Below are 13,510 nucleotides of genomic sequence, written 5' to 3' on the forward strand. Positions count from 1 at the left end.
TACTTTCAGTACATTATACCCTATTTCTATAAACACTAACCCATTGGATTCAAGCTAAAAACGTGCATGCATCTAGAGACATTTAGATAAATACGCAACTTATTTATTTAAAACCCCATTTTATGATAACTTTTGTAACAGCTGTTAAAGATTCATTAAAAGTGGTCATTAAGCTAGTTTTAAACACAAACGGTGCTGTATCAATATATATATTTGCCTTTCTCAAAAAACAACCAAGTAATTTATTATCAAAGTTTTACGCTTTAATATAAATTAAAACAGCCGATATGAAAGCCAAACTCCTAAACTTTACCCTGTCATTCTTACTGTTATCCTTAATAGGTGTTTCTACTTGTTTTGGTCAGGAAATAAAAAGGTATGACGGTAATTTAAAAATTGCATCTTATAAAGGAAATGCCTATTATAATTACTTCCTGAAAAATGGTGACTCCATTAAAACAGGTCCATTTTTGTTTAATAGCAAACAGGGAACAGAGTTGGACACCAATCCCTTTATGATTAGTGGGTCCTTTAAAGAGGGTTTGCCAGATGGAAAGTGGGAATTTAAGTTTGGCAACTATTCGCTTCAAGCAGAAAAAAAGTTCGTAGATTATCAATATGTGGTTCAGGTTAACGGTGTGCAACGACACATTACAGGTTCTTTTAAAAACGGAATTCCCACAGGAGATTGGTTTATAGAAATAGACAGTCTTAAAAACTCTGCAAAAACCACTTCTCTTTTTAAAAGTAAAGTTTCTTTTAAGGACGGTATTCCACAACAATCTTTCCGTATAGAGAATACAGATAGTTACATGATCGGTAGGTTATTAAGAAATGGTGATGCACATGACTCCTGGTCTTTATTTACCAAAGATGGTATAGACGAATTAGAAAATTGGAAATTTGACAAAGGCACACTGCAAGAAATTACACAGTATCGCGATAGTGTAGAAAATAAACTATCCATACCTGCAAATATCAAAGTTGCCGAGAAAAGTATTTATCTAGACCAACATTATATAGAAGTATTAAAGTTGAGCTTAATGGACAAAAACAGTGGACTCCAACTGGACGCTGGTCTTAGTAAGCTATTAAAAACTAATGCACGACACTACCACCATATAGAAGATATATTTAAAAATTTAGACCTTAATATTTTGCTGACTAACATTTCTGTTAATGTCCCAGAATATCCTATCGCTGAGCAGGAAGAACAACAATTTTCAAAAATCAACACTAACTATAAACAGTCTAAAGAAATAATAGACTTCCTATTATCAGACACTCAGGTCAACTTACTAAAATTAAGGGATTCCGTTATTAAAAACCAATACGAATATGTAGGTCATTTACAAGAACAGTATGTAAACCCTATAGAAAAACTAATGGTTTACCATAATGAAAGCATCACTAAACATATTCAAAGACCTGTTTTAATAAAAGGACTATTTAACGATGAGCAATCTCTAGCTTCTACCATGGTTATGGGAGACCCTGAACTACCTCATCTTAAATTAGAAAAATATGACCTTACCGAGGTGACTGATTTGAGTGATCGATTACTAGAAACATTGCGCATCCTACAGCAAAAACTGGACGGTCAGGTTTTAAAAACTAACAAAGAAGACAAATACATCCACCAGGAAAAAGGACTTATTGAACAAGCAAATCTGGTGAAAAATGCGGTAGATTCGGTACAAAAAAAGGACCATTCTAAGAACGTCAGAAAAGCACTAGAATCAGTTAATGAATTTATAGACCAGACCTTAACCGCCTATTCTGTCATGTCAGAAAGTGAACAGAAGATAAGAAGATCTGAAGAATTAATCACCTGCTATAAAAATGCTATAGAGCTTACACATACGCTATCACAGCTAGATCAAGAGCACAAAAAGATTAAAAAGCTCTATCAAGATCAAGTATGGAATCCATTTACCGCCACTATAATGGATGAAGACGTAAAGAAAAAAATCACCAAAGCTTATTTTAAAGAAATATCTCCCTATTTAATTTCAATAGTAAAGAAAGACATGTCCTGCGAGGACATCACAATGATAGATAATACCTTTAAGGAACTCGACGCTCGTTTAACTCTGTTAAGAGAAGAAGATACCGAACGACTAGAGAGAAAAATAAAACGAACTAAAGACCCTACTAGCCTACTACAGCTTTTTGGACTTATACAGCAACAACCATAATGAAAAGTACTCTATATATGCACACAAAAAACATAATGGTCGTGATCTTGTTGCTATGTTTCGCTTTCGCGAAAGCGCAAGAAGAACAAATTGAACCGACAGAATCTAAGTTTAAAGAGCCTAAAACTAAATATTGGGTAAACACCTATGGCAACATGAGAATATCCAAAAGACTTTTTTGGGTTGCTCAAACGCACTTTAGGTTTGAAGAGACTAAGGACACTCCATTTGTAGGACAACTTGGGCAAATTTATAATCGACATGCCATAGGTTACATCTATAATGAGAAAGCAAACTTTGCACTCGGTGGTGTATTAAGGCTTAATTTTAATACCAGTGAAGATGGTAGCGGTCCTAATATGATCCCAGAATACCGTATCTGGCATCAATATCAATTTGCAGTTCCATTATGGACTTCTATGGCTTATCATAGACTGCGTGTAGAACACAGGTGGACAAAGGGATTTGGAGAAGATGATGATTTTATCTTTAGAAATAGATGGCGCTACATGTTCCGTCTCAAAATACCGCTCAATACACCTAAGTTGCAATCAAAAACACTGTACATCGCACCAGAGTCAGAATTGATCTTACAAAGTGGTAAAACAGTCATAGGTAGCCCGCTAGAAGATCTACGTCTCAACGCCACAATAGGTTACATCATAAACCCTAGGCTCACTGTAGCAGCCGGATTTATGTATTCCTTTGGACAAACTCTAGAAGATGGAGGTATATATAATCAAAATTATACCGCACGTATGCACATTTACTTTTCTCCAGATTTACGTAAAAGAAAAAACAAACTGCCTGAAATCCATTTCAGAGACTAAAAACTATGAAGATGAAGAGATTTTTGCCTTACCTATTAGTACTTGTATCCATTGCCTTCGCCATTTATTACATGATGCGATCAAATGATTTGCAGAGTGCACTGAATGAAAAAGAAACCACCGCACATATACCAACCGTAACTGACAACCAGCTAGAACTAGAAATTGCAGATTCTCTATTGGCTGTAGGTAATTATCGTGAAGCTCTACACATGTATAGCAGCATGGAGAACACTACTAGTACAGATCTAGAACTTAGAAAAACTGCTTCTACAGCATTATTACAACTTCAAGAAGATCAAAACAAGAAGGCTGTTAACGTGCAAAGCACAACTTCATCAAACGATGAGAAAAGTAGGATTTCCACGCCAGAAATCATGCAGTACGACTCACTTTCTTATGCATTAGAAAAAGCACAATTGCAGCTTAAAAGTATAAAAGGCCAGTTGCGTCAGAAAGCCTTTGGAGAATACCTAACCTTTAAAAGTAAAAAAGGCAACCGACTCCATTACGTAGGTCAGGTAAAAAACAAAAAAGCAAACGGACAGGGAATTGCCATATTAGATTCTGGTAGCCGTTATGAAGGTGACTGGATGAATAACATGCGCCACGGACAAGGAATCTTTTATTGGATCGATGGAGAACATTATGAAGGCAGTTATGTTAACGATCAACGTAGCGGTCTAGGAACATATTACTGGACTAATGGAGAAAAGTATGAAGGCAACTGGAAAGACGACCAGCGCAATGGTCGCGGTACTTTTTATGATGTAAATGAAAAAGTAGTCACCAGCGGCATATGGAAAGATGACAAGCTGGTTGAGGAAGATTGATTTTTTCATACTTCTCTAGTCTGTAAATAATTGTTTTAAAATTTCGCTTTCGCGAAAGCAAGATGAACACTAACATTCCTAAAATTTCACAAACAGTCAAAAGTTAGAAAATCATCACAAAAAAGATTCCTTTTTAAAATGCTAAAATTTTAACTACATACTTTATTGAAAAAATTCAAACTCTTTAGTTGAAAACCAAAAATTAACGCCGCTATCTTGATGATAGCAGCGTTTTTTAATTATTGTTTAATTAGAAGCGTTTATTTTCAATTATTCTGACACGAGAACCTTTTCACCAGACAAGTCAGTAGCGAGAGCTACACCGTTGTAAAACGGCTCTAATAATAAATACCTTTCTCTGTATATAGGTTTACCTTTTAAGTCGATATGACACCAGCCCAAATTATCTTTCGCACAAGCATGCCCTTTATGATATACGTTTAGATCCTTAAAAAGTTTGTTATGTACTCTTGAGCCATCTTTATAAATGTGAGTGAAAAGGTTGTTATAAAGCTGTACACAAGCTATATTTTCTCTGAAATCTCCAGCATATTTATAATTATCATTATACAGCCTTTCTCCTTTTGAATTGATATGATAATAATTTTGTGAACCGTCTTTTACAGTGCAGATTTCCTGTTGATAGTTCCCTGTCCACAGATATTCTTCCTTATAAATGCGATTTCCTTTCATGTCTATATGAAAAGCCTTTCCTTTTAATAAAACAGCAGCTTTTTCATAATAATAACCGAAAGTTCTAGTGTAACGTTGCGTATAAATGGAATCACCATTCATATCAATATGATAAGCTCCAGAAGCATCCTTTACCGCGGCTAAACCTTCTTTATGAAAGTTGAGTGCGTTTAAAAACTGTTTTTCAAATAAAGTTTGCCCGTTAAAAGAATAACCTGTTTGATCTTCATTTAACTCTATATCTTTCCAATTCATTGCCTAGTAAATGTTAATATGGTTTGTAAATCATTTAAGGCTGTTGCTTTTTGAAAAATGAAACCTGACTTGTTAGCCATTGCTATGTATTCATAAGATGTTCTTTCAAAGCTTTCGCACATTGCTAGCATATTTAGTGATAAAAGTGAAAGATCAGCTGCTATTTTATCTGAGCAGTTTTCGATAATATACAGGTATCCACTTTTTGGTAAAGCGTCATAAGTATTCTCTAGTATTTGATGTGCTTTTTCATCATTCCAATCGTGTAAAATTCTCGAAAGAATAATTGCCTCAGAAACTTTTGGTATCTCATCAAAGAAATTACCTGGTTTGAGTATTATGTCGTTGTCAATATCACAATTATCAATTACTGATGGAAGGTCAAATAAATAACAATCTAGTGAAGGAAAACTATCTTTAATTTGCGATATCGCTGCTCCATAACCTGCTCCAACGTCCATTATACTTTTATGATGGCTAAAGTCGATTTTATCAGTAATGTTTTGGTAATCGTCTTTCGCGTAAGCAAACATAGCATTATGATAATGATCTAATTTTTCGTTATCCTCGTTTATATATTTGAAAAAATTTACTCCATAATTATTCTGAAAAAAGCTTTTGCCAGTCTTAATTGACTTATCTAAATCCATCCAAGCTTTTAAATGATCTCCAGACCAATTGAGACAAGCATATTTCATAGTCTCTGGATGCTTGCCAATAAGTAATTCTGACAATTCACTCAAGGTATACCTGTCATCAACCTTGAGCAAAAAATTGATACTTACTAGACCATTTAGAAGTAAATCTAAATTCTGCTTGGGTACATTTAAAAGTTCTGATATTTGAACAGATGACTTTCCTATAAAGTCTAAAGAGTCAAATAGATTTAGTTTACAAGCTGCACTCACGGTCATGTATTTCCAATGCTCCGTAAAAAATGATTTTAAAAACTCCTTGTTAGTCATTTCGTAATTTGCCTTTTAGGTTAGAAATTTGATCTATAGTTAACCCACAAGACTTCAAGTAATCAGAAATCCCTCCTTGGTTCTCAATGATATCTATAGCAATATTCAATTTATCCATGGAGACATCCATTTCACTAGCTAGATAATCTGCGGTTAAATTATCTTCTGATGATTCTAGTAATAAATGTAACATTGAAAACAGTATGCCTGTGCGATCTTTTCCTGCATGGCAATGAATCGCAATTGCACCTTCCTCATGACCTAAAATAGTTTCAAACACTTTCTTTACAGAGTCTTTACATCCCATTGCAAAAAACCGATAAGCAATCTCGTGATTAGAGCCTTCATTATGCTTTTCTTTAAACCATTCTGGTTGATCCCAAGGATCGAATTGAGCTTTTACATATTCTACATTTTTTATAAGATCTTGGGAATATGGGATTTGTTCTATCTCTCTATCAGCTCTTAAATCAATGATAGTTTTAATGTTATGCTCTTTTAATAAATCATCCAACTGTAACGTATTTTGAAACAACGATAATGTAGATGTTCTATAAATCAAACTTTTTTTAATCTTAGGATTATATAAATTAGAATCTCTAAAATTCCAGAAAAAATCTCTTTTATAAATCCACTCACAAAATTCATTTAACTCTTTATACTTATCATTTGAAACAAGACGCTCTACAGAATTGTAAAAAAAGTCTAGTAACGCTCTTTTCCGTTTGTTAGCCTCTGGTAAAAAAACGGTCCCGCTCAATTCTCTAAAATTAGCTTGCTCTGCTGACGATAATTCAGCAGTCATGAAGTTTTTAGGTAAGAAGTAATATTCCTTTTTCCCTTTAGCTAGATAATGAAGTTGAACCGCTAGGTGAAAAGCGATATTATAGAAGTAATAAAATTGATAGCCATCACTACGACCATGTTTTGAAGAACAACTTTCAAATTCATAAACAAACTTATCAATGAGGTCGTTTATTGTATGTTTATCTATTTCTATATTTCTTTTTAAGGTTATGAGGTGTTTTAAATAGGCTTCTATTTTAGTTGTTTTAGGGTTCCTTTCAAATAAAATAATATCTTCAATAATCGTTATTTCAGATCCTAAAAAATCTCTTTTTATAGATTCAGTGTCATAACATATTCCGAACTCTAACTTTGGTGCGTCATTGAAATAAATAACAATTTTATTTCTTAATTCTATATGTTTTATACTTACAAAGCGTCCCTTAAATTCATTCTGTAATAGAGAAATAAAACTTCTCGAATCAAAAGTTTTATCTACGATTAGTTTGACATCTAAATCTGAATTTCCACTAAAATCCTTTCTGGCATAAGATCCATATAGTAGTGCTGCATCTATATCTTCAACCTTAGTTAGAAAAGTTCTCAAGGTTTCTATGGTTTTAATATGTCTCATATTGCCATTGGTTTTCTCATTACACAAGTTTTACATACTTCTTTTGTTTTATAATTAGCAACTAGATCTAAGTAGCGCTCACTATTTAAAACCTCCTCAATAGAGTAATCTTTAATATTACCAAAATCTCCCAACGATTGCCTTAAATTATCTGGTGCACAACAAGGCGATATTTTTCCTGTTGCAGATATCCATAACTCTTGCGTTAAGAATGGGCATTCATAATCTATGGGCACTTCTGTGATTTCACTATCTTCTATGGGAATAACATTTTCTAATAATACCTTCTCTCCATTTGGTTTTCTATACGTATCTGCGGCACTATGAGCTTCCTTAACGTATGTATTCCATTTTGCCACACTTTCTGCAGTTGCTCTCATAGAAAGTGACTTAATCTCGTCAAAATGGTCCCATAATTGGTGCCCTTTAACTCGATCCACTCCTAAGGATGCTGCTAGTTTTACAATATCTGCTAGCTCATGCATGTTATTTTGCATGAAAGTGAGTTGAAGTGTTACTCTACAAAACACCCCAGTTTCATTGAAGTATGAGTCTCTATAAGCTATAAATTCTTTTACATTTTCCACCGCTTTCGCGAAAGCGAGACCTAACATAATCTTTGCACTAGTCTCAGCAGTTGCACCATTCCAACTGATTTTAATATCTGACGTATGTGGCACGATTAATTTTGCCCATTCTAAGACGCTCTTTTTAGGGAAAGTTCCATTTGTAGTTAAGTTAATCTTAATGTTGTGCTGCTTCGCTAGATCAAATATCTGGTCAAATTGTTTATACAGTAGCGGTTCCCCCATAGTAGATGGAATTATCTCTCCAACTCCTAATGATGCTGCTTGTTCAAAGATTTGCTCAACAGTTGCAAAATCCATGCGTCTACGTTTTACACCAGTTTCTTTATATAAGTTTTCAATAAAATTGCTATAAGGGCTGTGTTCTTCACACATGATGCACTTTAAATTACAATCCTCTGGATTAGTATCAATGGTTACTCTCCAGAAGTTTTTCGGAATAGTAAAGCGGTTGTATATATTCATTAATTGATCACAATGTTCTTTAATATCTGGAACATTCCCACTGTCTGAATACAGATAACCTCGCTCTCCTAAAATCTTCATTTGATCAGGATGAGTAACTGCGTGATTTAATTGTGCTGCCAGAGCATCTATATCTCTATGCTTAAAAAGTAATCCGTTAACCTGATGTTTCACGTATTCCTTCATTCCACCATAATCGGCTGTAATAACAGGAATTTTACAAGCCTGCGCCTCATGAATAACAAGAGGTGAATTCTCTCCCCATATAGATGGAACAACGATGCAGTCTACGTGTGCAAAAACGTCATTAGCCAGATTATGGTTGACGTATTCTCCCATAAATTCTACTTTATTTTCACTTCTCGCTGCCATCATTTTTAAAGCAGCAGTACTTTGTCCGTTCTCACGTCCATAAATCTTTAAGACTGCCGGCTCCTTAACTTTACTAAACGCTTCTATTAGCTGGTTAATTCCTTTAGCAGGAATATGAGTACCTATATAGCCAAAAGTGAAAAGCTTTTTAGTAACTGCTTTTTCAGTTTGAGTTAAATAGTGAGTAGGAAAACCGTAATCTAAATAGGTGATTTTTTCTTGTGGTATATCAAATTCTGATACAAATCTATTTTCAAGATATTTAGATGGTGCAATAAACAGGTTTACTTTATCAACTATAGATTTTGTTTCTTTCATTCTCCTAGAAACCCAGTCACTCCAGGAATCGACATCTTGTTGTCGCTCTTCTTTTTTACCACTAAAGTAAACCTCGTAACAACTCTTTGCACATTTTTGATCCTGTTGACCTGAACAAAGCTGGTTGTTATTTTCCAAGCCTATACTGCGCGTTAAAAACTGACCACGAGGACACATCAACCAAAAGTCATGAAGTGTAAAAACTATCGGTATTTCTAGTTCATTCAATTTATCAACTATACCTGTAGATAAATGATTTAAATGTCCTATGTGGGCAATATCTGGTTGTAATTTCGCTACAAGGTTTTTGAAATTATCATCAATGGTTTGATGTCTATAGCCATCTTTTCCGTTGGGGTTATTTATATAGTAAATGTTCAAATTAGCACTTACTAGCTCGTGTCTTATTTCCAAATCTGTTGCATAAGGATTCTCCTCTCTGGTAAAGACGGACACTTTATTATTCCTAGACAGTTCGTTACAAATGGACTGGCTATAAACTTCAGAACCTGCATTGTAGTTAGGAGGATAGCCATGAATTATTTTTAAGATGTGCATGCAATGTTTTTAAAATGATTAAAATAGTATTTTTTAAGTATGATTTGAAATGAAAATCAAGTTTTAATGCTCACTAATTCCAGTATCTCCGCATCTTACAAAAACGGTTATTAAAATATTTGCTCTTGTTACTACCGTTAAACTAGTCATACAAATACAATCTTTAGTAAGTAAATAACCTTGTTCTATCGCTTGTATCATCATTTCTTTGGAAAGTGTATATTCTACTTTAGATTTTTCTTTAGATTTTTTATCTCCTTTTACAAGGCACATAGAAATCAAAAATGGATCTATTTGTCGCTGTGATAATCTCTCTTTAAAATGTTTAGTCAGTTTATAATTCAAGATATTTTTCATGTCGTGAAGTTTTAATTTTGAATCTCGCCTTTAAGAAAAAGGCGAGATTCAACTAATAATTACTTATCAATATTTCTAGCCACTGCACGTTCTGCTCTAGCTGCAAAACTTCCTTTTGGTACACTTCCTGAACTTGATGTTTTTACAGTGCTTCTTTTAATTCTAGCTACTGCTGCTTTTGACATTGGTTTTTGTTTACTCATAATATTTATTGTTTTATTAATTATGTGACAAATAACAATAAAATGAGTCGTTTCATTTTAAACACGCAATTAATACATTAATTTACGCAAATAAATACATTCTATGAATATTGATAGTTTATTAAGAGAAGAAAATAGCCGAAGAAAGAAGGCTATTAAAAAATTGAATTCTTACTTGACTAATCCTGGACGGTTTTCAATTTTAGTTATAGGACTTAGAGGAACGGGAAAAGCGCACTGGTTGACGCAATTGCAAAAACATCATGAAGCTTATTCTAGAAACTTAGAGAGCATTACTTTCATTAATGCATTAAAATCTAATCACTTCACTATAACAGATTGGGAAAGCACATTTAAAAAGTCCAACAATGGTTTGCTAGTTCTTACTGATATTGAAGAATTAAACAAGGAAGGTCAAGCCACTTTATTTGAAGGTATCTCTACAGGAGAAGGTGGGAAATTTGGGTTTAATGAAAAGATATACGATATAAGAATTGCATTTACTTCTACAAAAAGCATTTCCTCATTAAGAGATAGCCAAGCCTACTTAACTCATAAATTTTTTGATCGTATCTGTCAGTTTGCAGTGAAATTTCCCTCTTATCATCAAGGAGATAGAAATACATGGAAAGATTTTAAAAAAACCTGGAGTAAAATGTCCTTTGAAGAACACAATCACCTACCAGGAATAGAATTAAAGGAGTGGTTAGAAAATGGAAGCATTATTCTTCATGGAAACTTTAGAGACCTTGATAAATTAGCGATAAATTGGCATAATTACAGACTTCAAGATGGTATTGAAGAAGAGCATATATTAGAGTTAGTCAAGTCTGATTTCAATGATTTTTATAGATTTCCAGAACATAATGACAATTTGAAAAGAGAATTTGAAATCTCAGAAGACATAACCTGGAACGACAACTTAGATAATTTCAAAGAAGTCTATACTAGATTTATAAAAGAAAAATACGGATCATTAAAACAAGGTGCTCAAAAAGCAGGGATAAGCTATAGAACAATGGAACGATGGGCCAATGGTCGTGGAAAGAAAATAGAGTAGTATGACCTTCGATTTCGCTCAAAGCCAAAAATTAACGCCGCTATCCTAAATATAGTTATATTAATATTATCTAACATTTTATTTTGAAGGCTTTAAACTATCTGATTAGCCAAACTAATCATTGATTTTTCTAGATCTATAATCTCGAGTTGAGAAGATTTTATTTCTTCTCTATGAGAAAACTCTTTGTTTTTTTCTATTTCATATGCATTGACACAAACCTCCTTTTCTCGCTCCAACTGATTTACTATTCTCTTCTGAACATCTAATTCTCTATTTTTCTCGGTAATTAATCGCATTTTTTCATTAACAAGAGATATTTGGATAGTCTGATTTTTCTCAGTTTCTTTAATTCTATTAATTACTTCTATTTTTTGAAGCTCATATTCACCAAACTTCATCAATCTTACAGCAGCGATGTACTCAAAGATTCTAAGAGCATTTTCTGTGTTACCAGTAATAATATTTTTGAATCCAGACCCTATATTTTTAACCTTGCCCCATGCTTCCTCTAAAGATTTAACATTTTTAAAAGTTTTATATAATGGAATACTCGCAAGAATAATTCCGACTGGACCTATAGCATAACTTATCACTGAAGACATCGCTGTATAAAATCCAAATGAAAGAGTTGCCCCAAAAAAACCAGCTACTGCACTAACTGTAGAACTAGCTAGCATATATACACCAAAGCCTGAAAGTTGAGCAACTGCAATAGTCGATAAAGAAGCTACTGAACTTGCTTCAGCAGGTGACATTCCTTTCTTAATTAATTGCTGTTGAAATTCTTTCTTTTCTTGATCTGTTTTCCTCTCATAACCTTGTTGGAATAATTTTAAAAAAAGCTCTTTCTCTCTCTTGGCTTTAAAACTTTCTTTTAAGTTAATTCCCTTTTTTGTTGCTAAGTAATCGATTAGTTCACTGTATTTTATACCTTCTTGTAAAAAACCACCAACAGATAATGTTAGTTTAGATATTTTATCATCAACTTTTCTAAGGCAATCATTATTGTTGGAATCAACGTCAAACGCTTTATAAAGAACATTTAATTCTTCAACAGTAAAATTTGAAATAGGATTTTTAAGATTAGAATTGATTCTATTACTCTGAATTATTTGTGGTAAATCTGAACTCATATTTTAATTCGGTTATATATAGCTACCAAGATTCATCATATGATCATGGCCAGGCTGTTTTAAATGGCATGATAAGCGAGGAGCTTTTAAATTTCTAATTCTGTTATTGCTTTTATCTCAATCAAAGTGCTGATACAATAATGATTTCCTTTTTCGCTCTTAGAAAACCATCTTCTATGAGATCATTTAATTTATCTCCTGTGTAAAAGTCACTCATAATTCTATTCCTATCTATTCCTTTTAAAATTCTCTGCTTGTTCTAATATTTCTTTGCCACTTCTTGCATCTTATTTCTAGGAAACAAAATGGCTTTGACTAATCTATTGGTCAACTCTGATTCTCGTATGCTTGTAGGAGAACCGTCAGGTAAAAATATTTGTATGGTTTGTGGTCTGGTCATATTTTTTTCTCTATTTATTCTGTTTTAAAACCACCTTCTTGATACCAATTAGAATTAAATAATGCTTCATAAGTAGCAGTTTGCCAGGAATTAATATTAGCATTTTTCATACTTATCCAACTATCTTCGAGAAAATTTTTAACAGATTGAGCTCCTCCTGAGGCAAACAATTTATTTATTCGAAAATAATTCATTGCCAATTCTTCACCACTGTGTGATGCGTATAATTTTTCTAATCCAAATAATCTAAAATGATTTTCAATCCTTGCGTATTTAATGTCGTCCCAACTATCAGGTTCCACAGTATAAAATCTTAAGGAAGCAGGTTTTAACTCAATAACTTCAGCTTTTAACCATAATTCATCTTCTACATTATCAAAATATGGATGAATATGATCTGTTTCTGGAGAATCAGATATTGCATCTAATTTAATTTTATTGCAAGAGCTACAAGCTGGAAATATGTTGATTGGTACCACGGAATAAATAGGGTAATGACCTTTTGGCAAATGGTGATCTAAAGTGTCTGTTGTTCTTTGAGCGCACAAAGGGCAAATATTATTAGGAGCTGAAGCTCTCCATTTATCATAGATATAACGACCAGGAGCTGTAGCTCCAACCATCCTATCTGTATAAACTTTTTTCATTTCATCTTTAGTAACATTTCCATTAATTGAATCATGAGTAGCAATTGTATTAAGCTCAATATTTGGAGCTTTAGTTTTATAGTCAGTTTCAGCATTTACTATTAATGGCTTACAATTTTGTAGTCTCTCTTTTAAGCCAAGATTTTGGACCTTACTTATACATATATCAAATACATCTGTGGCGTCTTCAACTGGTAAATTAAGTCTTCGCAT

General features: G+C 33.3%; 13 protein-coding genes. 4 read left to right on the plus strand and 9 right to left on the minus strand.

Annotated features, from left to right (window positions below; genetic code table 11):
- The first annotated feature begins 287 nt into the window (after window positions 1-287).
- The 3 genes from ACJJVN_RS01995 to ACJJVN_RS02005 are packed head-to-tail and all read left to right on the plus strand — an operon-like array spanning window position 288 to window position 3,861.
- Complete coding sequence (locus ACJJVN_RS01995; protein ID WP_405376979.1) at window positions 288-2,198, plus strand: hypothetical protein; 1,911 nt, start codon at window positions 288-290, stop codon at window positions 2,196-2,198.
- Between the two features lie 17 nt (window positions 2,199-2,215).
- On the plus strand, window positions 2,216-3,028 hold the full coding sequence (locus tag ACJJVN_RS02000) for a DUF2490 domain-containing protein (RefSeq protein WP_405370981.1): 813 nt from the start codon (window positions 2,216-2,218) through the stop codon (window positions 3,026-3,028).
- An 11-nt stretch (window positions 3,029-3,039) separates the two neighbouring features.
- Window positions 3,040-3,861 (plus strand): MORN repeat-containing protein, encoded by an 822-nt coding sequence (locus ACJJVN_RS02005; protein WP_405376980.1) that lies wholly within the window; start codon window positions 3,040-3,042, stop codon window positions 3,859-3,861.
- Window positions 3,862-4,131: 270 nt separating this feature from the next.
- Here ACJJVN_RS02005 and ACJJVN_RS02010 read toward each other — a convergent pair whose 3' ends face one another.
- The 6 genes from ACJJVN_RS02010 to ACJJVN_RS02035 all read right to left on the minus strand — a co-directional run bounded on the left by ACJJVN_RS02010 (window position 4,132) and on the right by ACJJVN_RS02035 (window position 10,054).
- Window positions 4,132-4,809 (minus strand): methyltransferase, encoded by a 678-nt coding sequence (locus ACJJVN_RS02010; protein WP_405376981.1) that lies wholly within the window; start codon window positions 4,807-4,809, stop codon window positions 4,132-4,134.
- Window positions 4,806-5,774, minus strand: a complete 969-nt coding sequence (locus tag ACJJVN_RS02015) for a methyltransferase (RefSeq protein WP_405376982.1) — start codon at window positions 5,772-5,774, stop codon at window positions 4,806-4,808. Before ACJJVN_RS02015 ends, ACJJVN_RS02010 begins: the two co-directional genes overlap by 4 nt.
- Window positions 5,767-7,194 carry a tyrosine-protein phosphatase gene (locus ACJJVN_RS02020; protein WP_405376983.1) on the minus strand — a complete coding sequence of 476 codons (1,428 nt, stop codon included), beginning with the start codon at window positions 7,192-7,194 and terminating at the stop codon, window positions 5,767-5,769. Before ACJJVN_RS02020 ends, ACJJVN_RS02015 begins: the two co-directional genes overlap by 8 nt.
- Complete coding sequence (locus ACJJVN_RS02025; RefSeq protein ID WP_405376984.1) at window positions 7,191-9,494, minus strand: glycosyltransferase; 2,304 nt, start codon at window positions 9,492-9,494, stop codon at window positions 7,191-7,193. The genes ACJJVN_RS02020 and ACJJVN_RS02025 overlap by 4 nt, the downstream gene beginning before the upstream one ends.
- A gap of 63 nt (window positions 9,495-9,557) precedes the next feature.
- On the minus strand, window positions 9,558-9,851 hold the full coding sequence (locus ACJJVN_RS02030; protein ID WP_405376985.1) for a hypothetical protein: 294 nt from the start codon (window positions 9,849-9,851) through the stop codon (window positions 9,558-9,560).
- Window positions 9,852-9,910: 59 nt separating this feature from the next.
- Entirely contained in the window at window positions 9,911-10,054 is a 144-nt protein-coding gene (locus ACJJVN_RS02035) for a hypothetical protein (protein WP_405376986.1), read from the minus strand.
- A gap of 103 nt (window positions 10,055-10,157) precedes the next feature.
- Here ACJJVN_RS02035 and ACJJVN_RS02040 point away from each other — a divergent pair, with 103 nt between their 5' ends.
- Window positions 10,158-11,114 (plus strand): sigma 54-interacting transcriptional regulator, encoded by a 957-nt coding sequence (locus tag ACJJVN_RS02040; protein WP_405376987.1) that lies wholly within the window; start codon window positions 10,158-10,160, stop codon window positions 11,112-11,114.
- 92 nt (window positions 11,115-11,206) lie between these two features.
- Here the strand turns inward: ACJJVN_RS02040 and ACJJVN_RS02045 are convergent, their stop codons facing one another.
- The 3 genes from ACJJVN_RS02045 to ACJJVN_RS02055 all read right to left on the minus strand — a co-directional run bounded on the left by ACJJVN_RS02045 (window position 11,207) and on the right by ACJJVN_RS02055 (window position 13,510).
- The gene (locus ACJJVN_RS02045) at window positions 11,207-12,250 is read right to left on the minus strand and encodes a hypothetical protein (RefSeq protein WP_405376988.1); all 1,044 of its coding nucleotides are present in this window, start codon (window positions 12,248-12,250) and stop codon (window positions 11,207-11,209) included.
- Between the two features lie 259 nt (window positions 12,251-12,509).
- A complete protein-coding gene (locus tag ACJJVN_RS02050) occupies window positions 12,510-12,650 on the minus strand; it encodes a hypothetical protein (RefSeq protein WP_405376989.1) in 141 nt (46 codons plus the stop codon).
- Window positions 12,651-12,664: 14 nt separating this feature from the next.
- Window positions 12,665-13,510: a hypothetical protein gene (locus ACJJVN_RS02055; RefSeq protein WP_405376990.1), complete on the minus strand. Its 846-nt coding sequence runs from the start codon at window positions 13,508-13,510 to the stop codon at window positions 12,665-12,667.

It is taken from the genome of Nonlabens sp. Asnod3-A02 (genome assembly GCF_045063755.1).
GTDB classification, from domain to species: domain Bacteria; phylum Bacteroidota; class Bacteroidia; order Flavobacteriales; family Flavobacteriaceae; genus Nonlabens; species Nonlabens xylanidelens.